Genomic DNA, 22590 nt, shown 5'->3' with positions numbered 1-22590 from the left:
TGCCATATCAGCGCAGGATCCGGTTTTCGAGTTCGGGCTTCCACTGGACGTACTCGGCTTCGGAACCATCGGCGTGGCGCGCGAACAGATACGACCCGGTCGGCCCCACGGCCGGGCCGAAGGTGATTTCCGCACCGTGAGAGGACAGTGTCCGATGGACCTGCTCGAGGTCGCTGACGATCACGGTGGTGGTCGCCGGGGGCAGCGTGGCCGCGGCCGCCGCGGGACCGGCGATGACCAGGAAGTCACCGATGGCGGCCAGTTCCACCGGGCCGAACTCGAGGCGCAGATCCGGTGCGGCGCCGACGAGTTCGGTCAGCAGTGGCAGGGCCTCGTCCAGGTTCCCGGTCCACAGTCGCGCGTAGGTCTTGAGAATGGTCATCCTCGAACCGTAGGAAAGATGCGGCTGACCAGCAATAACGCACTATTTTGTGAGTAAGGAACCCGAAGGTGACTACGAGCCGGCCGAATCGAAACGCGCCCGGGCAGTGGAGATGTGGTCGAGATGGCTGCGCGTCCAGTGGCAGAGGCCGTGGACGGTCCGTTGCAGTTCGTGCCCGGCCTCGGTCAGGTGATAGTCGACCCGCGGCGGCACGGTCGCGTACGGGGTGCGCTCGATGATGCCGTCGCGCTCCAGGTTTCGCAGGGTCTGGGTGAGCATCTTGTGACTCACTCCCTCCACGCGCGCCTTGATCTGGCCGAACCGCAGGGTTTCGGCGCCCAGCACGTCGATGACCAGCAGGGCCCACTTGTTGGCGATATTGCCGAAAACCTGGTTCGCGATCGCGCTGACCTCCGGGGTCGGCGCGATCGGGTCACTGTCTGCGTCCACCTGTCGCACGCTACCCGCACACAACACCACCAATCCCGCCGCGAGAATCGCCATCCCGCACCAGGACACCAGCGGGAGTCGTTCGCCGACCACGCTCACCCCGAGCACGGCCGCGACGGCCGGTTCGGCCAGCGTCAGGGTGGTGGCGACGGCAACGGTGGTGTGGCGCAGGCCGTACCCGAACAGGCGGTAGGCCAGGAACGTGGTGAGCAGGGCCAGGTGTGCGGCGACGGCCGCGCCGCGGGGGGTCGCGAGCCAGGCGAATCCGGCGTGGAGTATCACCGGGAGCACCGGCAGGGCGGCCGGTCCGAACATGGCGCCCATGACCCGGGACGAATCGTGGCCGCGGGCAATGAGCTTGCCGCCGATCAGGGAGTAGACCGCGTAAGTGAGGCCACCGCAGGCCGCCAGGCCGATACCGAGCACGTCGATGCTGCCGCTGCGGCCCGCACCGTGTTCGAGCAGGACGGGGCCGAGAACCAGTACGGCGCAACCGGTTACGGCCAGCAGCGTGGCGGCCGTCCAGCGGGGGCTCGGGCGGCCCTGGCCGGTGGCCCAGGTCAGCAATCCAGCGAAGACCGGGGCGCTGCCCAGCGCCACCACCGTGGCGACCGCGACGCCGGTGCGGGCGACCGCCGGGTAGAAGGTGACGGGATATCCGGCCACCGCGCACGCGCCGAGGACCAGCAGCAGGCGTTCGGGTCGCCGGTAGCGCAGGCGCGCGGACCCGTTGCCGCGCAGGCGATCTCCGTGGGCGGTCAGGAACAGCAGCAGTCCGCCGAGGGCGAGCCCGGCCGAGCCGATGGCGGCCGCGGGGGTTCCGGCCGGGGCGAGCGAGGCGGCGGTTCCGGTGCTGCCCCACAGGACAGCGGCGGCCAGGATGGCCGCCGGGCCGCGGCGCGGGGTGGTGTGTGATGTCGAAAGTGTGGTCGTGGCAAGGTGATTCGGCACAGTCGGGTACTCCGTCGTCGAATTCCGGTGGGGAAGGGAATCGAAACGGGCGCACGACGGTATCCGGGCTGCCGCGAACGGATCAGCCGGAGTGCGAAGCGGAGATCAGCCGGTGCGCCCGATCAGGCGACCGGGGGCGGCGTGACCGCATGCCAGTAGGTACCCACGCAGCGAGCCTAACCGGCGATTGTTCGAGACCGTCCGCGACCCGGACGATCTCGAAGTTTTGATGAGAGAGAGGAAAGTGCGTGAATAATCTTCGATACAGTGCACCTGTGAAGAAGGTTCCTTCGACACCGGCGGCGATCGACGATATCGACCGGGTACTGCTCGACGAACTCGCCCGCGACGGGCGGATGACCAACAATGCCCTGGCCGACAAGGCCGGTATCGCACCGTCCACCTGCCTGGGGCGGGTGCGCGCGCTGGTGGAGCGCGGCGTCATCCGCGGTTTCCACGCCGATATCGATCCCGCCGCGCTGGGCCGGGATCTGCAGGCCATGATCGCGGTGCGGGTGCATGCCGAGGCGCGCAGCCACCTCGCCCAGTTCGGCGACCAGATGGCCGCGCTGCCGGAGGTGGAGAACGTGTACTTCATCGCGGGCGCGGACGACTACCTCATCCATGTCGCCACCGCGAACTCCGGTGAGCTGCGCCGATTCGTGCTGGAGAATCTCAGTGCGCATCCGGCGGTCGCCTCGACCGAGACGATCCTCATCTTCGAGCATGTGCGCCAGGGCGGCCCTAGCACCGTCTCCTGACACAGCGCTCTCCTGACACCGGAGCGCCGGCGTCGCCCTCGGGTTCCGAGGCCGGCGCCGGCGCTCCGGGTCCTCGCGCAACGCACGCGGATTCGAGTCTGCGAGCGAATCCGACTGCGGCGCAAGGTGGTACGGATCCGGTGCACCCAACCCGGGCACCGGATCCGCGGGGTCGGGACCGGTCAGGCCGCCGAGCTCTGCGCGACGTAGCCGTGCGCCTCGGCCACCGACTCCGACAGCAGCACGCCGTCGTGGGTGCTCAGGCCCGCGGCCAGGCCCGCATCGGCGGCGGTCGCGGTGCGCCAGCCCTTGTCGGCCAGCGCCACCACGTACGGGAGCGTGGCATTGGTGAGCGCCACGGTCGAGGTGTGCGGGACCGCGCCGGGCATATTGGCCACGCAGTAGAAGATCGAATCGTGCACCCGGTAGGTGGGGTCGGCGTGCGTGGTCGGGTGCGAATCCTCGAAGCAGCCGCCCTGATCGATGGCGATGTCCACCAGCACCGAGCCCGGCTTCATCTGCGCGACCAGATCATTGGAGACCAGCTTGGGCGCCTTCGCGCCGGGCACCAGCACCGCGCCGATGACCATATCGGCCGCGCGCACCAGGTTCTCCACCTCGAGCCGGTTGGACATGACGGTGCGGACCTTGCCATGGTACATGTCGTCGATCTCGCGCAGGCGGGTGATGTTCAGGTCCAGCACGGTCACATTCGCGCCCATGCCCTGCGCGATGGCGATGGCATTGCGGCCGGACACGCCCGCGCCGAGCACCACGACATTCGCGGGCCGCACGCCGGGCACGCCGCCGATGAGCACGCCACGGCCGCCGCCGTTGCGCATCAGGTGGTAGGAGCCGGCCTGCGGGGCCAGCCGGCCGGCGACCTCGCTCATGGGGGCCAGCAGCGGCAGCGAACCGTCACGGCCGGTGACGGTTTCGTAGGCGATGGAGGTGATGCCCGAGTTCAGCAGGGCGTCGGTGCACTCCTTGGAGGCGGCCAGGTGCAGGTAGGTGAACAGCACCTGATCGCGGCGCAGGCGCGAATACTCCTCGGCGACGGGCTCTTTCACCTTCAGGACCAGGTCGGCGATGTTCCAGACCTCGTCGGCGGTGTCGAGCACGCGGGCGCCGGCGTAGGTGTAGGCCGCGTCGTCGAAGGTGGAACCGATGCCGGCGCCGGTCTCGATGTAGACCTCGTGGCCGCGGGTGACCAGCTCGTGCACCCCGGCGGGGGTACAGGCAACCCGGTACTCGTGGTTCTTCACCTCGCGGGGGATACCGATCTTCATTCTTCACTCCTGTGCGTCGTCTCGGGCGTCGGGGCGACTGCCGCCGTTGGAGTGAAGTATGAAGATTCTGCGAGATCAATGCCAGAACGCTGAAGATGATTCTTCAGCGTTCTGTTTCATCATTCGAATGATCGGATTTTCGGCCGGTGTGGCGGGTCTCACCGAATCATCTTCGACGCCCCGAGTCTCTCAGTTCGAAGACTCGGACCACCCGTCGCCGACCGGCCAGCCACCCTTCTGCAAATGCGTGCGCACCCGTTCCACATCGGTTTCCAGGGGCATCTCGTCGGTGAGTTTGGTGATGAGCACGCCGACATCCACCTTGTCGGCGGGCAGCGCACCACGCTGCACCAGCGCGCTCACCACCTCACGCACCTCGTCCTCGGACAGCCGCCGCGAGAGCAGGGCGAACAGTGGCACGTAATCCGTCTCCGGCACCCCCTGCGGATAGCCGGCACGCAGCCAATCCACAATGCGTGCGAGCAGGTCGGACCAGGCCATGAATCTCCGCTTCCTCTGTGCGAGAACGCAACTCAGGCGTCGAACGGATCGGCGAGCGGCCAGCCACCGGCGGCCAGCCGGGCGGCCACTCGGTTCACATCGTCCTCGCCCGGCTTCTCCAGAGCAAGCTGCGAGATGGCGTGTTCGATCTGAGCCCGGTCGATTTCGTGATCGGAGGTCACCAGCTGTTCGATGATCTCCTCCACCTCCTGGTCGGTCAGTTTGCGGTGCAGCACCGCGAACAGCGCGACATAGTCCTCCCGCGGAATGCCGTGCGGGTAGCCGGCCCGCAGCCAGTCCAGGATGGTGGCGAGCAGGGAGCGGTTCGTCGTCATGTAGTCACTTCTTCTTTGCGCCGAACAGCTGGACATCGAAGGTCTGGCTGATGAAATCCTTGGCGATGTACAGGATTCCGGCCACGACCACGATCAGTGCGATCGCGAACAGGACGTAGGCGAGGATCTGGGTGAGCTGATTGCGCTGCGTCGCGGGCGCGCCGTTGACCGTCACGGGTTCGGCGGCCCAGAAGCGCACCCCGAGCCCGAAGATCACCGGGACCCCGACCCCGAGCGCGAGCGCGATGAGCGTGACCTCGCCCAGCGACTTGGCGATGGCGTTGAAGGTATGCATGTTTCGCGGACTCCTCAGGCCGCCACGGACGTCTTGGCCGGCGGGGCGGGCGGCGTGAGCCCCTCGTCCCAATCGGCGTTGACATTGGAAGTGTCGACCGGATTGCGCCGCGACCGCAGGTACATATAGCCCGCGAGCACGATCAGGATGACCAGATCCACGCCCACACCGGCCAGTCCGCCGATCGCGTCGGCGATCCACCAGCACAGCGCACCGACCAGACCGGCCAGCGGCAGCGTCAGCAGCCAGGCCACCGTCATGCGACCCATCACGCCCCAGCGCACCTCCGCACCCGGCTTGCCCAGCCCGGTGCCCAGGATGGAACCGGTCGCCGTCTGCGTGGTGGACAGCGGCAGGCCGAACTGCGCCGAGGTGAGAATGATTGCCGCGGAAGAGGTTTCCGCCGCGAAGCCCTGCGGCGAGTCGATCTCCACCAGGCCCTTGCCGAGCGTGCGGATGATCCGCCAGCCGCCCAGATAGGTACCGGCCGCGATCGCCAGTGCGCAGCAGACCTTCACCCAGACCGGGATGGAGGCGCTGTTGGTGTAGGTGCCGTGCGCGACCAGCGCCATGAAGATGACGCCCATGGTCTTCTGCGCGTCATTGGTGCCGTGCGCCAGCGAGACCAGCGCGGCGGAGCCGATCTGGCCCCAGCGGAAGCCCTTGGACACCTTGGCCTGATTCGACGTGCGGGTCAGGCGGTAGATCACGAAGGTGCCCAGGCCCGCCACCAGCACGGCGACGAAGGGCGCCAGCACCGCCGGGACGATGATCTTGTTGATCAGACCGGTGCTCTGATTACCGGTCCAGATGACGCCGCTGGCGCCGAGCGCGGCCACGGCCGCACCGATCAATCCGCCGAAGAGAGCATGCGAGGAACTCGACGGTATTCCCAGCAACCAGGTGATCAGATTCCATAGAATTCCGCCCACCAGGCCCGCGAACACAACGTGCAGCAGGGCCATGTGATGGACGTTTCCGATATTGAGCAGCCCGCCCGAGACCGTTTTGGCGACCTCCACGGACAGAAACGCACCGACCAGATTCAGGACTGCCGACATGGCGACCGCCACCTTCGGGCTCAATGCACCGGTCGCGATGGAGGTGGCCATCGCATTCGCCGTGTCATGGAAACCATTGGTGAAGTCGAAGCCCAGGGCAGTGATTATCACGATCAAAAGGACAATGAACTCAGCGCTCACGAGGGATAGTCTCGGGCCTCGGCAGCCGTGCGGCGGCTTCCACAGGATCTGTTCATTCGATATTCAACCGCCCGCTTTCCCGCGTGCAGGATGGGTGTCCGGGCCGTAACCGGGGCGGCCCGTATTGCGGTACCTACCACAGATTTTCGTAACACAATGCATACCTTCACCGGCCGGGATCGCGGGAAATCGAGCCAATGTGCGAGCAATTTCCCCGCGGATCGGGTTCAGGCCGAACCGAGCAGGCCCAGCATGCTGGAAACCGCTGCGGGCCAGGTGAACTGCTCGGCGCGGCTGCGGGCGGCCTGGCGACGCTGCGCGGCCGGGCGCGACAGCACATCGGTGACGGCGGCGGCGAAGGCGCGCGGATCGTCCGCGGCCACCGCTCCGCAATCGGCGGTGACGATATCGGCCAGGGCCGAGGAGCGGCTGGCCACCACGGGGGTGCCGGCGGCCAGGGCCTCCAGGGCCGCGAGACCGAAGGTTTCGTGCGGGCCGGGCGCCAGGGAAACATCGGCGGTGGCGAGCAGGGTGGCCACCGCCATGCGGTCGTCGATGAATCCGGTGAAATGGACCGAGGACAGGCCGTCGCGCAGCGGCGGCAGGGTGCGGGCACGGCGTTCCAGGGCGTCGCGGCGCGGGCCGTCGCCGGCGACGATGAGCCGCGCGTCCAGGCCCGTGCGGCGCAGTGCGGCAACCGCTTCGATGCTGCGATCCACCCGCTTCTCCACCGACAGGCGACCGCAGTGCACCAGCAGCGGATAGTCCGCGGCGCCCAGATCGATGCGCAGGCGATCGTCGTGGCGGTCGGGGCGGAACATGTCCAGGTCCACGCCGAGCGGGACCAGTTCGACATTGGGGACGTCGATGCGCTGGAACTCCTCGCGCGCGAATTCGGTTGTGCAGACCACGATGTCGTAGCTCTGGGCGGTGCGGCGATTGGCGGCGTCGGCGGCGCGGCGGGCGGCCGGGCCCGGCAGTACCTGCCCGAGCAGGCGATCCAGGCGTTCGTGGGAGATCATCACGCTCGCGATATCGCGGCGACCGGCCCAGCGGCCGAAACCGCGCAGCGTCAGGCGATCCGATACCTCGAGCACATCGGGCCGCAGCCCGGACAGCACATCCGCCACCCGGCGCGGATGCGCCGCGCGATAGCCGCCCGTCCACGGAATCGCGGGCGCGGGCACCGTGATTCGCACGACCCCCGAGGCGAGCGCCTCCTCGGCGCGGCGCGGTCCCGGCACGATCAACACGACCTCATGACCCGCCGCCACATACCCGGCACCGAGGTGATGCAGTGCGGTGCGCAGCCCCCCGGAACGCGGACCGTAGAAATTAGCCAGCTGCACGATGCGCACGCGCCGATCGTGGCAGTTCAACGGTCCACCCGTGCAGCCCCTGCGACCAACATCGCGTGAACTCCAGCAGAAGAACCGGCCAACCCTGCCGAATACCGGATTACGCAGCCTGCGGCCCGGTGGAACGCAGGCTGCGGGGTGCCGGAATGCGATCCTCGCAGCGAGCATCCGGCGCACCACTGGTCAGACCGCTTGACCTGTTGCGTGGCGCGGACCTAGCGTTCCGGCATGGCATTCAAGCGGATCGATCGGCGCACGGTCCCGGACACCGTGTTCGACCAGCTCGCGGGCGAGGTCCTGGCCGGTGAACTCGGCCCCGGCGCCACGCTCCCCGCCGAACGGCAACTCGCCGAGACGCTGGGGGTTTCGCGGCCGACCGTGCGCGAAGCACTGCAGCGGCTGGCCCACAGTGGGCTGGTCGAGGTACGGCAGGGCGGGTCCACCACGGTCCGCGACTTCCGCCGGCACGCGGGCATGGACATGCTGCCCCGGTTGCTGCTGCGCCGGGGTGAACCCGATCCCGCTGTCATCGGATCGATCCTCGAAACCCGCCGTGCGCTGGGACGCGAGGTGGCGGCGCTGGCCGCGCAGCGCGCTGGGGAGGCGTTGGCCGGCGACCTCGGCGTGACATTGGATCTACTTGCCGCAGAACATGATCCGGTCGCCCAGCAGCTGCACGCCCTCACCTTCTGGGATCACCTGGTCGACGGCGCGGACTCCATCGTCTATCGGTTGCTCTACAACGATCTGCGTGCGGTCTACGAACCCGCCGTCACTGCTCTGGCCACTGTCATGGCGCCCGAGGTCGGCAGCATCGGCCACTATCGCGCCCTGACCGCGGCCGTCGTCGCCGGGGATGATGCGGCCGCCCGCACCGCCGCCGACGAGCTGCTCGCCCTGGCCGCCACCGGCTTCGAGAGCCTCCTGCGCGAGACGCGGCGGCAGGACGCCTGACTCCCTTCGGCTCCGCGTCCCGTCGCACACAGCCGGGTCGCCGGCGCCTCGGCCGCTCGAACAGCCAGGTCAGGCGCTCGGCGTACATGCGTGCCGTTTGATGCGGCGCCTGGGCGGAGAATTCGACCGCCCGTGCCGCGCTCTGCGGATTCGCCCGAATCCGGCCCGGTGCGGGGCGCCTGGGCGGAGGATTCGGGGTCATCGCCCTGTTGACGTCGCGGTGCGGATGGCTATATTGGTCTGACCACTTGGCCACCTGGCCAAGATTACGTTCGAAGGATGCCGATGAACGCCATCGCGCAGAATGCTTCCCGGCTGCGGCCGGCAGCCGATCACGTCGAATCGTGGTTCGTGCGGGCCAACGATCCGGCCGCACCGCGGGCCGTGTGGATCAAGGCGACAGTGCTCACCGGGCGCGACGGGACCGCAGTGGCGCAGGCTTGGTGCAGCGTGTTCGACGGGAAGCGGGTGCACGCATGGTGCCGGGACGTCCCGCTGGCCGATGCCGCGTTCGATCTCGGCGCGGTCGCGCCCGATACGGTCGAACAGGAGCTGTCGATCGGGCCGCTGCGGATGATGCTGCACGGATCCGGCGGTCGGACGCGGGGGACATTGCGGGACGAAACATCCATCGTGGACTGGGATCTCGCGTTCGAGAAGGTGCCGGGTTCAGGTGAGCCTTTGTGCATGCTGCCCACCGCGCGGCTACTGGACGCGCCGGTACCGAACAACAAGCTGGTCAGTCCCTTTCCGGTCGCGGCCTTTTCCGGCCGGCTCGAATGGGACGGTGAAAGCTGGGATCTCGACGGCTGGCACGGCATGCAGGGGCACAACTGGGGCAGTGAGCACAGCCCCGAATACGCCTGGGGGCAGGCCATTTTCACCGATACGGGCGACGGGGCGCCGTTCGCGGTGATGGAGGGCGCGTCGGGGCGGACCCGGATCGGCGGGCGGGTGTCGCCGCTGATCTCCATGCTGGTGGTGCGGCGCGGGGACGACGAATACCGATTCGATCGGATCGTGGATCTGTGGCGGCAGCGACCGCGGCTGGCCTTCCCGGAGTGGACGTTGCGCATGCGCGGGCGCGACGGCAGCGCCACGGTGCACATGGTGGCCGATCCCGCCCAGATGGTGTGCCTGGCCTACCGAAATCCCGCACGGGCCACCAGTTATTGCCTCAATTCCAAGACCGCCGCGGTGTCGGTGCATGTCGCACCCGTCAACGGCAATGCCTTCGAATTGCGCAGCGCGCATGGGGGCGCGCTGGAATTCCTTGTTCCACAGCCGGTTCCGGCCGTGCGCCCCGTCGTCTGAGAGAACAGTCATGCCTCTGACCTTCTTCGAGACCATGAGCGGTGAGCTCTACGACGCCGCGGGACACGCCCATCCCGTGGTCATGGAGTTGCGCAGCGAATCCGGGCGGGCGCTCGGATTCGTCACCAATGGGCGGGCCCGGCTGACGGGCACTGTCCGTGCCGCACCGTGGGTGGATGGGGTCGCCGTCACCGGGACGCTGGTGGCGCTGCCGGTGACGAAACGGCTCATGACCTACGACCTGGATTTCCGCGATGACGACGGGCGCGCCTGGCGGCTGACCGGGCACAAGGATGTGCGCTGGCTGCGTCGCCCGTACGCGAGCCTCACGAATCTGGACACCACGCTGTGGTGTGCGGGCCGGGAGATCGCGCACGGGCGCATGCGGTTCGAGTCGAAGGATCTCCCTCGGTTCCTGGGCTCGTTCCGGCCGTGGGCGTCACTGCGTTCGGACCTGCCCGACGGCACCCGGCCGGTGCAGGCGTTCACCACCCGCCAGCTGACGACCCTGCACGCGTTGGGTGAGGCACTCATCGTGCCCGGCGGGATGGTGCCGCCGGTGGGTACGGACTCCGTTGCCCGGCTCGATTCCTATGTCGGCAATATGACCCCGCTCATGCAGTCCGGAATCCGGTGGGCCCTGCGGAGTCTGGATACCGCCGCACGGGTACGGCACGGCAAGGGCCTGGCCCGGTTGCCGCAGACGTCGCGGCAGGCCGTGCTCGCGGCCGCGCGGCGCAATCCAGCGCTCGAGCCCGCAGTGGAAGCGGTCGAATCCTCGCTGCGGGTGGCGCATTTCGCCGACCGGCGCTACCTCGATGCGCTCGGGGCGCCGCGGTATCTCGACACCGTGCTCGAACAGACGCCGGGCTGGATGGCGAACGTGACCACCCCGGACGGTCTTTCGCGCCGGGAGGTCGTCGACTGCGATGTGGTGGTGGTCGGCACCGGCGCGGGCGGTGCGGCTGTTGCCGCGCGGCTCACCGAACGGGGCTTGGGCGTGGTGCTGGTCGAGGAGGGCGAGTACGCGGGGCGGGCGCAGTTCCGCGGCGATCTCGGCGAGCGCACGCAGAAGTATTGGCGTGACGGCGGTTTCAATGTGGCCCTGGGCAATACGGTACTGGGCATCGCGACAGGGCGGCTGGTGGGCGGGACCACGGTCATCAACTCCGGCACCGCCTTCCTCACGCCCGACGCCGTGCTGAACGAGTGGCTGGCGCTGGGCTTTCCATCGGACTTCACGCCCGAGGCGTTCCGGCCGTATCTGGACGAGGTGGCGACCGAACTCGGCATCGCCGAGGCGGATCCGAAGTATCTGGGGCGGATCGCGGACATCATCGGGGCGGGTGCGGAGACGCTGGGCGCGGCGCACGGGCCGCTGCCGCGCAATGCGACCGGCTGTGATGGGCAGGGGCAGTGCGTGTACGGATGCCCGACCGATGCCAAGCGCAGCAGCAATGTCAGCTGGGTGCCGCGGGCGTTGCAGGGTGGCGCGCAGCTGTACACCAACCTCACGGTGACACGGGTGCTGATGTCGGATTCGCGGGCGGTCGGAGTGCTGGCGGAGGGCCAGGATTCCCACGGTGCGCCGCGGACCCTCGAAATCCGGTCGCGGGCAGTCGTGGTCGCGGCGGGCACGCTGCTGACGCCACTGTTGTTGCGCCGCAATGGGATCAGGCTGCCGGTGCTGGGACGGAACCTGTCGGTGCATCCATCGCTCAGCGCGGTCGCGTTGATGGGGGATGCGGGCACGCCGTGGCAGGGGATTCCGCAGGGGTATCACGTGACGGGACTCGGGGATCCGCTGGTCACCTTCGAAGGCGTCGTGGTGCCGCCGCAATTCGCCGCGGCGGCACTGCCTTTCCACGGCGCGCTGCTGACCGAGTGGATGAATGCCTGGGCGCGGACCGAACAGTTCGGGGCCATGGTGCGCGATACCGGGACCGGCAGCGTCTCGCACGGGCCCGGCGGGCGGACGCTGGTGCGCTACAGCGTGACACCACGCGTGCGCGAGGCGCTGCGACATGCGTGCGCGAAGCTGGCCGAGCTGTTCCTGCTGGGCGGGGCGCAGCAGGTCGCGCTGCCGATCGCGGGTTCGGCGCCGGTGCGCACCCTGGCCCAGGCACGAGCCGTGGCCGAGACCCCGATCGGGCCACGCAGTTTCCGGTTGCTGGGCCCGCATCCGCTGGGCACCGCACGCATGGGCGCCGGGGCGCGGACGGCCGTGGTCGATTTCGAGCATCGCGTGTTCGGCACGCGCGGCTTGTATATCGCCGACGGGTCGGTGGTGCCGACCTCGCTGGGGGTCAATCCGCAGGTCACCATTATGGCTTTCGCCTTGCGGGCGGCCGACGCGATCGCCGCCGAATTGGGGTGATCGACCCGAATTCCCGCTTCGACTCGAATGTCCATTGCTGATCCCTTGTCGCGTAAGCGAAATCTGTGATCAAGTGGGGGCACCCGCTGTCACAACGGGGCGGGGGACAAGGGGAGACGTCATGGGTGCGAGAGCCGAACTGGAGCAGGCGCTGGGTGGGCCGGTGGCCGCGCTGGATCTGCTGACCGATCAGGAGACAGCCGATCTGCTCGGCATGTTCCGCGACGCACAGCAGGCCGAGACCACCGCCATGGTGGAGGCGGTCGACAAGACCGTCGGCGCCCTGCCGTGGCCGTTGCGAACGGCCGCGAAGAAGATCATGTTCGGGAACAAGCTGGGATAGGCGATGAGCGATCTGGTAACCCGGGCGCAGCTCGAACTGCTGTCCCGCACCCTGCACGTGCCCGCCGACCGCCTCGCCTACCTGGAGAAGCTCGGCGCCGCGAACCTGCACGACCTGCAGGAACGCCTGGCGAAAGTCATTTTCGCCCAGCACAATCAGACCTTCTCCCGGCTCACCCTGCTGGTGCCGATCATCCCGCTGAGCATCTCGCTGCCACTGGTGCAGCGCATGGTGCCACCGGTGATGGCGGGCCGCGCGGCCGGCGCGATCGGCGTCGACCATCCCCGGAAGGCCGCCGAGGCCGTCGGCATGCTCGACCCCGGTTACGCCGCCGAGGCCGCACCCTTCATGGACCCGCACAGTGTCGGGCAGCTCGCCGATATCGCACCGACCGAACCGGTCATGCGCATCATCAACGAACTGCTGCGCCGCGGCGACTACATCACCGCCGGCCCCTTCCTGGCCTATGCCACACCGGAATTGGTGCGCGCCGTCGAAGAGGACGTGCACGACGACGAGGGACTCATCCGCTCGGCGTCGTTCTCCTATTCCGGGGAGAACATCAGCATCATCATCCGCCACCTGCTCGCGGGTGAGGCCCGGCGCATCCCGAAACTCGTGCAGACCATCCTGCACGGGTCCAAGGAACTGCGCCTGGCGGCACTGTCGGTGTTCGCGCGCTGCGATGCCGATGTCATCGCCGCCATCGGCGACATCCTCTTCGACGTCGGCACCGCCGAGGAGATCGCGGACCTCACCGAGACCTTCATCGCCGCGGGCGCGATCCCCGAAACCCTGCGCTTCATCGGCCGATTGAGCCCCGCGGCCCTGGACCTGCTGGCCGCCAACCCCATCGTCGCCGACCCGCAGGCCATCGACGCGGTCACCACCGTCCTCGACGGCGACACCGAACCCGCCGTCTGGCGCGGACTCCTGGAACTGGCCGAACGCACCCCGACACCGACTGCCCGCCGCATCGCCGGCCAGGTCTCACATTTCGACACCGCCACCCTGGCCCAGCTGCCGACCATCCTCACCACCGAACACCTGTGGCCCCCGGCCCTGAAGGTGATCGCCGCCGCCGAACCCGACGCGCAATCCCGCATCGGCGAACTGTGGTCGGCCCTGCCGGCCTTGGAGCGCAACGAAATCGAACTGCGCATCGCCGACCTCGGACTCACCGACCAGCTCACGACACTCGCCGCAACCTTGCAGATCACGCAATAACGCCGGATCAGCGTGCGGCGGGGCGTAGTTCCTCGACGGTGCGCTCGAATGCGGCCGCGCCATGACCGTTCCCGATCTGACGATCGACCAGGCCGGTGAGGCCGTCCAGGGGTTCGGTGGTGACCCCGGCGTCACGGGCCGCGGTCGTGAGCGCCTCGAGGGCGGCCTTGGTGAAGACCAGATCCTGGAACACTTCCGCGGTGTAGTCACCCGAATCGATGATGCGCGCATAGGCGGGCAGCGTATGCGTCATGGCACTCACCCACGGGACCGCACGGGCCGCGAAGTCCGTGGCACTGATCCCGGCGGCGCCGGCCAACGCGGCACCCTGGAAGAACCCGCCGAACATGGCGTACATGTTCGCCAGCAGCGCGAAATCCCATACCGCCGCCGCACCGGCGTCCTCGCCGAAATAATCGGCGGCACCGAACAATTCCAGCAGCCCTCGATATGCCTCGAACACGCTGCGCGAGCCGCTGTAGAGCACGGCCGCCCCGTCGGCGCCGATCATGGCCGGCACCGCCATGATTCCGCCGTCGAGGAACTCGATTCCGTGCGCCGCCGCCCACAGCGCCAGCTCCCGCGACTGCTCCGGTGAGGTCGTCGTCAGGTTGAGCCACTGCCTCCCGCGCAATTCGGCCGCGATCGGATCCAGCATCTCGTGCACCGAGGCGTGATCGAACAGCACGGTGATCACCAACTCACCCGCCCGCACCGCCGCAGCCGCCGAGTCACCCGATCCCGCGCCCGCGGCAACCACTTCCGCATCCCGGCCCGGCGTGCGATTCCACACCGTGGTCGCCACGCCCGCCTTCCGCAGCACGAGCACCAGTGCTCGCCCCATGGCGCCGAGCCCGAGCACCGTCACCGTGCCGTACTGGGTCTTCGTCATAACCGGTCAACTCCTCGTCGAATCCGTGGTCGATGGTGGCGCGCGCTGGAATCGAGACTCCCGGTTACGGTGTTGCCCCACAAGTACGCACTTTCCCCGCAGCTACTGACCGGAAGGTGTGTATCCAGCTAGGAGAGGCGACCATGGGCGAAAAGAGATCAGGGCCATACTTCTGCGGCATCGACGCCGCCATGGACGTCCTCGGCGGCAAATGGAAGTCGCTGATCCTGTGGGAACTGCACGCCCACGGCACCCGCCGCTTCGGCGAGCTGCACCGCAACCTCCCCGGCGTCTCGGAGAAGATGCTCAACCAGCACCTGCGCGAACTCGCCGAGGACGGCATCGTCGACCGCGAAGTGTTCGCGGAAATCCCTCCGCGCGTGCAGTATTCGCTGACCGCGGAGGGCCGCGCCCTCAACGCCGCCCTCGCCGCGCTGGGCGAGTGGGGTAAACGCCGCATCGACCGCATCGGCGCCCAGCGCGTGCACGGGGTCGCCTAGCGGCGCGATCCGATCGGCGGCCTCGAGCACGGCAAGGACCCGGGTCCCGCACGTCCAGGGTCGCCGCCGGGCCGGGTTACCGTGCGGGGCGGCCGAACCAGCGCTCGAGGGCGGCCTCCAGGCCGTCGGTGCGGCCGTCCGGCGACACCCAGGCCACGATGCCGTCCGGGCGGACCAGCAGGGACGAGAGTTCGCGTGCCTCAACGGATTTGACGGTGACCACGCGGACGTGATCCGACCAGGGTGCGGCTGCGGCGCGCAGCGCCGGGCTGTCGGCGAGATCGAACAGAACGGCGTTGCCGGCGGCGAAATGATCGGAGACGTAGGTGCCGTCGGCCAGCGTGAAATCGGGGGTGGCCTTGCCGACCGCGGGATGGTCATCGCCCAGGTCGTAGCGCTGCAGGACACCGAGTAGCTTCTTCGCGATCGCCGTGGTGGCGGACCGCGAATCGAGCAACTCGGTGAGCACGCCGCGCATGGCGCGACTGCGTTCGTCGGTGCGCATCACCGCGATCTGCGCACGGGTCCACTCGAGCACCCACTGCCCGATCGGGTGACGTTCGCGAGTGTAGGTGTCGAGCAGGTCTTCCGGGGCCCGACCGCGCACCACCGCGGCCAGCTTCCAGCCCAGGTTCACCGCATCCCCGATGCCGAGGTTCAATCCCTGTCCGCCGAACGGTGAATGCACGTGCGCGGCATCCCCGGCCAGCAGGACGCGGCCCTTGCGGTACTCGGTGACCTGGCGGGTGTTGTCGGTGAAACGGGTCGCCGAATGCACCGCGCTGACCCGGATGTCGGCGCCGGTGACCGCGCGCAGGCTGTTCTCGAGTTCGATTGCGGTGATCGGGGTGTCGCGGTCGGCGGGCGGGCCGTCGAATTCCACGGTGAGGAACCGGCCCGGCATGGGGCCGAGAACATAGACACCCGTGGGGGTGTCGTGCCAGCCGACGGGGACGTTCTCGTGCCCGGTCATCTCGACCACGGCCTGGTGGCCGGTGATCTCGGGGCCCAGGCCCGGGAAGTCGAAGCCGGCCAGTTTGCGCACGGTGCTGCGGCCGCCGTCGCAGCCGACCAGCCAGCTCGCGCGGATGGCGCCCGCGCCGGTGTCGATCGTGACACCGACACCGTCATCGGTGAATCCGCGCACCTCGACGCCGCGGCGCACCGGCACCCCGAGCTCGCCGACCCAGCGGGCGAGGATGGCTTCGATGTCCTGCTGGGACAGCACGCGATTGTCGGCGGCCGGCCCGAGATCGGCGAAGGCCGGCTCCTCGGGGTCGAGATTGTCGGCCCAGAGCATGATCCCGGCGAAATGCGCGCCCACGCCCTGCCGCTTCGGCATCGTCGGCGCCGCGGCCCCGGAGCGCGGAGCGGCGCCGGCGAAGAACTTCGCCATCTGCCGGCGGCCTTCCTCTTGCGCGGCGGCCAGTTCCGGGCTCAGTCCGCGCCGCCCGAGCGCCTGCGCGGTGGGCACATTGATCGACCCCGCCTTGATCGTCAGGTCCGGTTCCGCAAGTCGTTCCAGCACGATCACATCCACGCCCGCCAGCCGCAATTCGCCCGCCAGCATGAGTCCGACCGGCCCGGCTCCGGCAATCACCACATCGTGTGTCTCGTTCATGACTCCGACTGTGCCCACCCCCGATTGCTGCGCCCTTGCACTGTGCTGGCATCGCGCTTGCATCGGCGAGTGGCACCTGAGCGCGCGGATCCGCGGCGTGTCATGACGCTCAGGTGCCACTCGGCGGGGAAGCCGCACGGCCGGCAGCACCGTGGGCAGGGAGTATGGACCTTTTTGGATTTTTCGGCCGGATTACCGCCCTATGATGGGCGGTCAATACCGGGGCATCTGACCCAGACGGCCGGGAAACGGGGAAAACATGTCTGCCACAGCCGAATTCGAGGGTTGCCGAGCCAGAACGACCCGGCCCGGCCTATGACGGATCTGGTCACCCGAGCCCAGCTCGTGCTGCTCGCCCGCACCCTGCACGTCCCCGTCGACCGCATCGCGCACCTGGAGAAACTCGGGCCGCGACGACTGCACGAACTCCAGCAGCGCAGCGCCGCCACCCTCTTCGACCAGCACACACCGGTTTTCGAGCGGATCGCGAAACTGGTGCCGATCATTCCGCTGAGTATCTCGCTGCCGATCGTGCAGCGGCTCGTGCCGCCCACCATGACCGGGCGGGCCGCCGGCGCCATCGGCGTGCAATATCCGCACAAGGCCGTGGAGGCGCTGCTGCGGATGGAGGTCGAGTATGCCGCGGACTGCGCGCCTTTTCTGGACCCGCGCACCGTCGGCCAGCTCGCCGACGACGCGCCCGCTCCACCGGTCGTCGCCATCGTCAACGAACTGCTGCAGCGGCGCGACTACATCACCGCCGGGCCGTTTCTCGCTTATGCGACACCGGAATTGATCCGGGCGGTCGAAGAGGGTGTGCCCGATGACGAGGGCCTGATCCGTTCGGCGGCTTATGCCTATTCGGGGGAGAGCATCAGTGCCGTCGTGCGCTGCCTGCTCGCCGGGCCCGGGCAGCGATTACCGGCGATGCTGGGCACGATCATCAACGGCTCCAAGGAATTACGGCTCGCCGCGCTGTCGGTGTTCGCGCGCTGCGAACCCGATGTGATCGCAGCGGTCGGTGACATCCTCTTCGACGTCGCCCCGCCCTCGGCCATCGCCGACCTGCTCACCACCTATATCGGCGCCGACGCCACCCCCGAGATGCTGCGCTTCCTCGGCCATCTCAGCCAGAACGCACTCACCCGCCTGGCCCTCAACCCGGTCATCGCCGATATCGCCGAACCCATGGTCACCGCCGTCGACGGCACCAGCGATCTCGCCGTCTGGCGCGGCGTCCTCGAACCACTGGCCCGCACCCCCGAGGAAGTCCGCCGACGCGCCGGGCTGCGCCTCACCCAGCTCGACACCCCCACCCTGCTAATGCTCCCCGCCATCGCCCAGGCCGCCCGCCTGTGGGCGCCGCTGCTGTGGCTGCTCGCCGCCACCGACGTCGACGTCCAGGCCCGCCTGGGCGAACTCTGGGCCACCAGCACCCGCCTGGACTCCGACCTCCTCGAACGCCGCGTCACCGACCAGCGCCTCGACCCCCTGCTCGCCACCCTCACCACCACCATCCGCCTGCTCCGCTGACCCGAGCGCCCGACCTGCGGGCTCACAGGGTGGGAAGGCTTGTGCGACGGGTGATTTCAACTCGGTGCGCGGCTGCTCACCTGCGGCGGGGGAGGAGTATGCGGACGGCGGCCGGGCACGGCTCGTCCGCCAAGTGGTAGGAAAGGGACGTGTCCGAAACCGCCGAAACCCGCACCTCCCGCGCCGTCTCGGAAGTGGTGGACCTGGTCAGCGCGCTGATCCGGTTCGACACCTCCAATACCGGCGAACTGGAAACCACCAAGGGCGAGCGCGAATGCGCGCAATGGGTGGCCGATCAGCTGCACCAAGCCGGCTACACCACCGAATACGTCGAATCCGGGGCGCCCGGGCGCGGCAATGTGTTCGCGCGGTTGAAGGGCGCGGACTCCAGCCGCGGCGCGCTCATGATGCACGGGCACCTCGACGTCGTGCCCGCCCAAGCCTCCGACTGGAGCGTGCACCCGTTCTCCGGCGCGGTCCGCGACGGTTACGTGTGGGGACGCGGCGCCATCGATATGAAGGACATGGTCGGCATGATGCTGGCCGTCGCCCGCCAGTTCAAACTCGAGGGCACGGTGCCGCCGCGCGATATCGTGTGGGCCTTCCTCGCCGATGAGGAGAACGGCGGGCGTTGGGGCGCACAGTGGCTCGTCGACAACCGGCCCGACCTGTTCGACGGCGTCACCGAGGCGGTCGGCGAGGTCGGCGGCTTCTCGCTCACCGTGCCGCGCCCGGACGGCAGCGAACGCCGCCTGTACCTGGTGGAGACCGCCGAGAAGGGCCTGGGCTGGATGCGCCTGCGCGCCAAGGCCCGCGCCGGGCACGGCTCGTTCCTGCACGAGGACAATGCCGTCACCATCCTCGCGCAGGCCGTCGCACGCCTGGGCACGCACACCTTCCCGCTGGTCGTCTCCGACTCGGTCGCCGAATTCCTGGCCGCCGTCACCGAGGAGTCCGGGCTGTCCTTCGATCCGCAGAGCCCGGATATCGAAGGCCAGCTGGCCAAGCTGGGCACCATCTCCCGCATCATCGGCGCCACCCTGCGCGACACCGCCAACCCGACCATGCTGCAGGCCGGCTACAAGGCCAATGTCATTCCGCAGACCGCGGAGGCCGTCGTCGACTGCCGGGTGGTGCCGGGCCGGCAGGCCGAATTCGAGCGTGAGGTCGACGCCCTCATCGGGCCCGATGTGGAACGCGAGTGGATCACCAAACTCGACTCCTACGAAACCACTTTCGACGGCCACCTCGTCGACGCCATGAACGATGCGGTGCTCGCCCACGATCCGCACGGGCGTACCGTGCCCTACATGCTCTCCGGCGGCACCGATGCGAAAGCGTTCGCGCGCCTGGGCATTCGCTGCTTCGGCTTCGCACCGCTGAAACTGCCGCCGGACCTGGACTTCTCGGCGCTCTTCCACGGGGTCGACGAGCGGGTTCCGGTGGAATCGCTCGAATTCGGCACCCGCGTGCTGGAACACTTCCTGCTGCACAGCTGACTCGAAAGGACCGTTCGTGCCCGACTATTCGTACAACCCGTACGCGCCGCTGCCCCGGCTGCCCGAGTTCACCCTCACCTCCACCGACATCAGCGAGGGCAAGCCGCTGCACCTCGACCAGGTCAGCGCCCTCGGCGGCGCCGGCGGCAAGGATGTCTCCCCACAGCTGAGCTGGTCCGGATTCCCCGCCGAGACCAAGAGTTTCGCCGTCACCGTGTACGACCCGGACGCACCCACCGCCTCCGGCTTCTGGCACTGGGTGGTCGCCAATATCCCGGCCACCACCACCAGCCTGGAGACCGGGCAGGGCAGCAAGGGCGGCAGCCTGCCCGCCGGCACGGTCGTGCTGCCCAATGATGTGGGCCTGCGCGAATACACCGGCGCCTTCCCGCCTGCCGGGCACGGCGCGCACCGCTACTTCGTGGTGGTGCACGCGGTCGGTGTGGAGGCCCTCGAGGTCGACGCGCACTCCTCCCCGGCCTACCTGGGGTTCAACCTGTTCATGAACGCCATCGGCCGCGCCGTCCTGATCGGCACGCACGAACAGAAGTAACACCGCACCACGTCCGTGTGGCCCCGAGCGAATCGCTCGGGGCCACACGCGCTTCCAGCCCGGCCTTTCACCGAGCGGGAAGCTGTTGCGGCATTTCGCGAGTGGCTTACTCCATGAGTTCCCACTCGCGAAGCGGTCAGTGGGGGGTGGAGAGGTCGGCCAGGGCGCGTATGCCCGAGGCGATGGATTCGGCGGTCGGGGCGTGGTCGGGGTTCACGAGCGATTGCACCAGCAGGCCGACGATGAGGCTCTGCAGCAACATGCCGACCTCGGGGTTGTCGTTGCCGAGGTCGCGGGACAGGCCGTCGCGGGCGAGTTGTTGCGCCGCACCGATTTCCGCGCGCACCTCGGGGGAGTGCAGTGCGTGGGCGAGGGATTCGACATTGGCCGACCAGATGGCGCGGTCGCTCACGAACGAGGCCAGCAGTTTGGTCCAGAAGCTGCTCAGCCGGCCTGCCGAATCGAGTTCGGTGTCCGCGGGCAGGGTGTCGAGCAGGTGGCTCACGGCCTCGGCGGTCGACTCGAGCATGGCCTGGTTCAGCAGTTTGTCGCGGGTGCCGAAGTGATAGTTGATGGCGGCCAGGTTGGTGCCGGAGGCGGCGACGATATCGCGCACGGTGGTACGGGCCAGGCCGCGTTCGGCCAGGCACTGTTTGGCGCCGGCCAGTAGATCTTCTCGGGTTCCCACGCGCCCAGGGTAGCAGCGCTGTGGAACGCATGTTTGTGACATTGGTTTCAAACATACGTTTGTGACAGTTGTTTGAAACGTGTGTATGGTTCGAGGAGTCAGCGCATCACCACACGGGAGTTCGAACCATGACCGAGCGACGCCCCTTGTCCCCCTTCGAAATCGGCTATTTCGGCCACGACACTCGCCTGGGCAGCGTGCCCATCGGCGGCATGCCGCTATTCATCGGCAGCACCGTGCGCGGCCGCATCGACCCGGAACTGCTGCGGCGAGTGCTCGGCGAACTCGCCGCCGGGCATGTGCTGCTGCGCAGCCGCGTGATCGAGAACGCCGACGGCACCAAGGTTTTCGAGACCGACGACACCTATGTGCCCGCGCTGGAGGTGCGCGCGGGCGGCGGAGACGAATACCGGGAGCTGGTGAACACCCGCCAGGACTGGGGCGCCGGCCTGTTCCGGGCGGTGCTGTTGCACGGCGCGGACTGCACCCGCATCGTGCTGATCCTGCACCACGGCATCAGCGACGGCCGCTCGGCCTTCGCACTGCTCGATGAGATGTGGCGGCGCTACACCGCGCAGCTGGCCGGATCGCCACTGCCGGTGGGTGATTCCGATCGTGAGCTGGTGCCGGGCGTGGACATCCAACTGGCGCAGGTCATCACCGAGGACGAGATCGACGGCTTCCTCGGCCAGGTGCTGCGGCTGGCCGCGAGCCTGGGACCCGAGGCCGCCCCGCGCACCCTGCCGCTCGACGGTGTCGAGGATCCCGACGGGCGACTCGCCCTGCGGCGCATCAGTCTGGACGCGGCGCAGACCACGGCGCTGGTGGACATCGCACGCGAGCAAGGGGTTTCGGTGAACAGCCTGCTCGGCGGGGCCGCGCTGGCGGCCGTGCGCGCCGAACTCGACGCGAATCCGGGCGCGCTGCCGATGATCTGCGGGCACGCGGCCGACCTGCGCGGCGTGCTCGCACCGCCCTTGCCGGACGCCACGATTCTCAACTGCGCGTCCGGGGCCGGGACGCCCGCGCTGGTGGATCGCGACGCCGATCCGCTCGAGCTCGCGCACGCCGTCGAGGCGGGCATGCGGCAGGTGCTGGACACTCGCTTCCCGGCGCTGTTCATGCGCGCATCGCACCGGCCGCTCGACCCGGCGACCACGGCCATCCTGACCGGTGGCCCGAGCATCGCCTTGTCGAATATCGGCCGGCTGCCCGCGCATTCGATCCCGGCGGGCGTGGAATGGGTCCGCGACGACGTGTTCGCGATGGCCGCGAGCATGCCGCCGAAGATGACCATCTTCACCGTCGGCGATCGGATGACCATTCAGGTCGAATACGACACCGCCGAACACAGTCACGCGCAGCTGGACCGGGTGGGGGCGGCGATGCGTGCGCAGCTGGATCGGGTATCAGCGGCCGCGCTGCGTGGGTGAGGCGCTCATCCGTTATCACCGCGCCAGTGCGATCCGGTGGGGCCTTGCCTGTGATTACGTCGGCCGTGGCGGCGATCGGCTGTGGCCGTGGCGGCGATCGGCTGTGGCCGTGGCGGCGATCGGCTGTGGCCG

The 22590-nt window shown here is 68.7% G+C and carries 22 protein-coding genes; 11 read left to right on the top strand and 11 right to left on the bottom strand.

Annotated features, from left to right (window positions below; all coding sequences use genetic code 11):
• Positions 1-7: 7 nt before the first annotated feature.
• The gene (locus ACIP5Y_RS20090) at positions 8-382 is read right to left on the bottom strand and encodes a VOC family protein (RefSeq protein ID WP_400351759.1); all 375 of its coding nucleotides are present in this window, start codon (positions 380-382) and stop codon (positions 8-10) included.
• Positions 383-454: 72 nt separating this feature from the next.
• Positions 455-1783 carry a winged helix-turn-helix transcriptional regulator gene (locus ACIP5Y_RS20085; protein ID WP_400351758.1) on the bottom strand — a complete coding sequence of 443 codons (1329 nt, stop codon included), beginning with the start codon at positions 1781-1783 and terminating at the stop codon, positions 455-457.
• Positions 1784-2058: 275 nt separating this feature from the next.
• Here ACIP5Y_RS20085 and ACIP5Y_RS20080 point away from each other — a divergent pair, with 275 nt between their 5' ends.
• Positions 2059-2544 (top strand): Lrp/AsnC family transcriptional regulator, encoded by a 486-nt coding sequence (locus ACIP5Y_RS20080; RefSeq protein WP_400351757.1) that lies wholly within the window; start codon positions 2059-2061, stop codon positions 2542-2544.
• Between the two features lie 182 nt (positions 2545-2726).
• Here ACIP5Y_RS20080 and ald read toward each other — a convergent pair whose 3' ends face one another.
• The 6 genes from ald to ACIP5Y_RS20050 form a co-directional block, all read right to left on the bottom strand.
• On the bottom strand, positions 2727-3833 hold the full coding sequence (ald, locus tag ACIP5Y_RS20075) for an alanine dehydrogenase (protein ID WP_400351756.1): 1107 nt from the start codon (positions 3831-3833) through the stop codon (positions 2727-2729).
• 189 nt (positions 3834-4022) lie between these two features.
• The gene (locus ACIP5Y_RS20070; RefSeq protein WP_400351755.1) at positions 4023-4334 is read right to left on the bottom strand and encodes a DUF3349 domain-containing protein; all 312 of its coding nucleotides are present in this window, start codon (positions 4332-4334) and stop codon (positions 4023-4025) included.
• A 32-nt stretch (positions 4335-4366) separates the two neighbouring features.
• Entirely contained in the window at positions 4367-4669 is a 303-nt protein-coding gene (locus ACIP5Y_RS20065) for a DUF3349 domain-containing protein (protein ID WP_400351754.1), read from the bottom strand.
• 4 nt (positions 4670-4673) lie between these two features.
• Positions 4674-4964 carry a hypothetical protein gene (locus tag ACIP5Y_RS20060; RefSeq protein WP_400351753.1) on the bottom strand — a complete coding sequence of 97 codons (291 nt, stop codon included), beginning with the start codon at positions 4962-4964 and terminating at the stop codon, positions 4674-4676.
• A gap of 14 nt (positions 4965-4978) precedes the next feature.
• Positions 4979-6166, bottom strand: a complete 1188-nt coding sequence (locus tag ACIP5Y_RS20055) for an anion permease (RefSeq protein WP_400351752.1) — start codon at positions 6164-6166, stop codon at positions 4979-4981.
• Between the two features lie 227 nt (positions 6167-6393).
• On the bottom strand, positions 6394-7524 hold the full coding sequence (locus ACIP5Y_RS20050) for a glycosyltransferase (RefSeq protein WP_400351751.1): 1131 nt from the start codon (positions 7522-7524) through the stop codon (positions 6394-6396).
• 228 nt (positions 7525-7752) lie between these two features.
• Between ACIP5Y_RS20050 and ACIP5Y_RS20045 the strand changes: the two genes are divergently transcribed.
• From ACIP5Y_RS20045 to ACIP5Y_RS20025, 5 genes are all read left to right on the top strand, one after another.
• On the top strand, positions 7753-8478 hold the full coding sequence (locus tag ACIP5Y_RS20045) for a FadR/GntR family transcriptional regulator (RefSeq protein ID WP_400351750.1): 726 nt from the start codon (positions 7753-7755) through the stop codon (positions 8476-8478).
• Positions 8479-8757: 279 nt separating this feature from the next.
• Positions 8758-9792 carry a hypothetical protein gene (locus tag ACIP5Y_RS20040; protein WP_400351749.1) on the top strand — a complete coding sequence of 345 codons (1035 nt, stop codon included), beginning with the start codon at positions 8758-8760 and terminating at the stop codon, positions 9790-9792.
• 10 nt (positions 9793-9802) lie between these two features.
• Positions 9803-12169 carry a GMC family oxidoreductase N-terminal domain-containing protein gene (locus ACIP5Y_RS20035; protein WP_400351748.1) on the top strand — a complete coding sequence of 789 codons (2367 nt, stop codon included), beginning with the start codon at positions 9803-9805 and terminating at the stop codon, positions 12167-12169.
• Positions 12170-12290: 121 nt separating this feature from the next.
• Positions 12291-12512, top strand: coding sequence for a hypothetical protein (locus ACIP5Y_RS20030; protein WP_397009396.1), 222 nt, complete (start codon positions 12291-12293; stop codon positions 12510-12512).
• Between the two features lie 3 nt (positions 12513-12515).
• Positions 12516-13739: a hypothetical protein gene (locus tag ACIP5Y_RS20025; protein WP_400351747.1), complete on the top strand. Its 1224-nt coding sequence runs from the start codon at positions 12516-12518 to the stop codon at positions 13737-13739.
• Positions 13740-13746: 7 nt separating this feature from the next.
• On the opposite strand, the gene ACIP5Y_RS20020 is transcribed toward ACIP5Y_RS20025, so the two are convergent.
• On the bottom strand, positions 13747-14631 hold the full coding sequence (locus tag ACIP5Y_RS20020; RefSeq protein WP_400351746.1) for an NAD(P)-dependent oxidoreductase: 885 nt from the start codon (positions 14629-14631) through the stop codon (positions 13747-13749).
• A gap of 143 nt (positions 14632-14774) precedes the next feature.
• On the opposite strand from ACIP5Y_RS20020, the gene ACIP5Y_RS20015 reads away from it, so the two are divergent.
• Entirely contained in the window at positions 14775-15131 is a 357-nt protein-coding gene (locus ACIP5Y_RS20015; RefSeq protein ID WP_400351745.1) for a winged helix-turn-helix transcriptional regulator, read from the top strand.
• Between the two features lie 76 nt (positions 15132-15207).
• On the opposite strand, the gene ACIP5Y_RS20010 is transcribed toward ACIP5Y_RS20015, so the two are convergent.
• Entirely contained in the window at positions 15208-16752 is a 1545-nt protein-coding gene (locus tag ACIP5Y_RS20010; protein WP_400351744.1) for an FAD-dependent monooxygenase, read from the bottom strand.
• A 315-nt stretch (positions 16753-17067) separates the two neighbouring features.
• On the opposite strand from ACIP5Y_RS20010, the gene ACIP5Y_RS20005 reads away from it, so the two are divergent.
• From ACIP5Y_RS20005 to ACIP5Y_RS19995, 3 genes are all read left to right on the top strand, one after another.
• On the top strand, positions 17068-18285 hold the full coding sequence (locus ACIP5Y_RS20005) for a hypothetical protein (protein WP_400351743.1): 1218 nt from the start codon (positions 17068-17070) through the stop codon (positions 18283-18285).
• Between the two features lie 149 nt (positions 18286-18434).
• On the top strand, positions 18435-19784 hold the full coding sequence (locus ACIP5Y_RS20000) for a M20/M25/M40 family metallo-hydrolase (RefSeq protein WP_400351742.1): 1350 nt from the start codon (positions 18435-18437) through the stop codon (positions 19782-19784).
• A gap of 16 nt (positions 19785-19800) precedes the next feature.
• Entirely contained in the window at positions 19801-20337 is a 537-nt protein-coding gene (locus ACIP5Y_RS19995; RefSeq protein ID WP_400351741.1) for a YbhB/YbcL family Raf kinase inhibitor-like protein, read from the top strand.
• 136 nt (positions 20338-20473) lie between these two features.
• Here ACIP5Y_RS19995 and ACIP5Y_RS19990 read toward each other — a convergent pair whose 3' ends face one another.
• Entirely contained in the window at positions 20474-21025 is a 552-nt protein-coding gene (locus ACIP5Y_RS19990; protein ID WP_400351740.1) for a TetR/AcrR family transcriptional regulator, read from the bottom strand.
• A 128-nt stretch (positions 21026-21153) separates the two neighbouring features.
• Here ACIP5Y_RS19990 and ACIP5Y_RS19985 point away from each other — a divergent pair, with 128 nt between their 5' ends.
• Positions 21154-22458, top strand: a complete 1305-nt coding sequence (locus ACIP5Y_RS19985) for a hypothetical protein (RefSeq protein WP_400351739.1) — start codon at positions 21154-21156, stop codon at positions 22456-22458.
• Positions 22459-22590: the final 132 nt, after the last annotated feature.

This window comes from Nocardia sp. NPDC088792, from assembly GCF_044750615.1.
GTDB lineage: Bacteria > Actinomycetota > Actinomycetes > Mycobacteriales > Mycobacteriaceae > Nocardia.
This window is presented reverse-complemented; position numbering and strand designations above follow the sequence as displayed.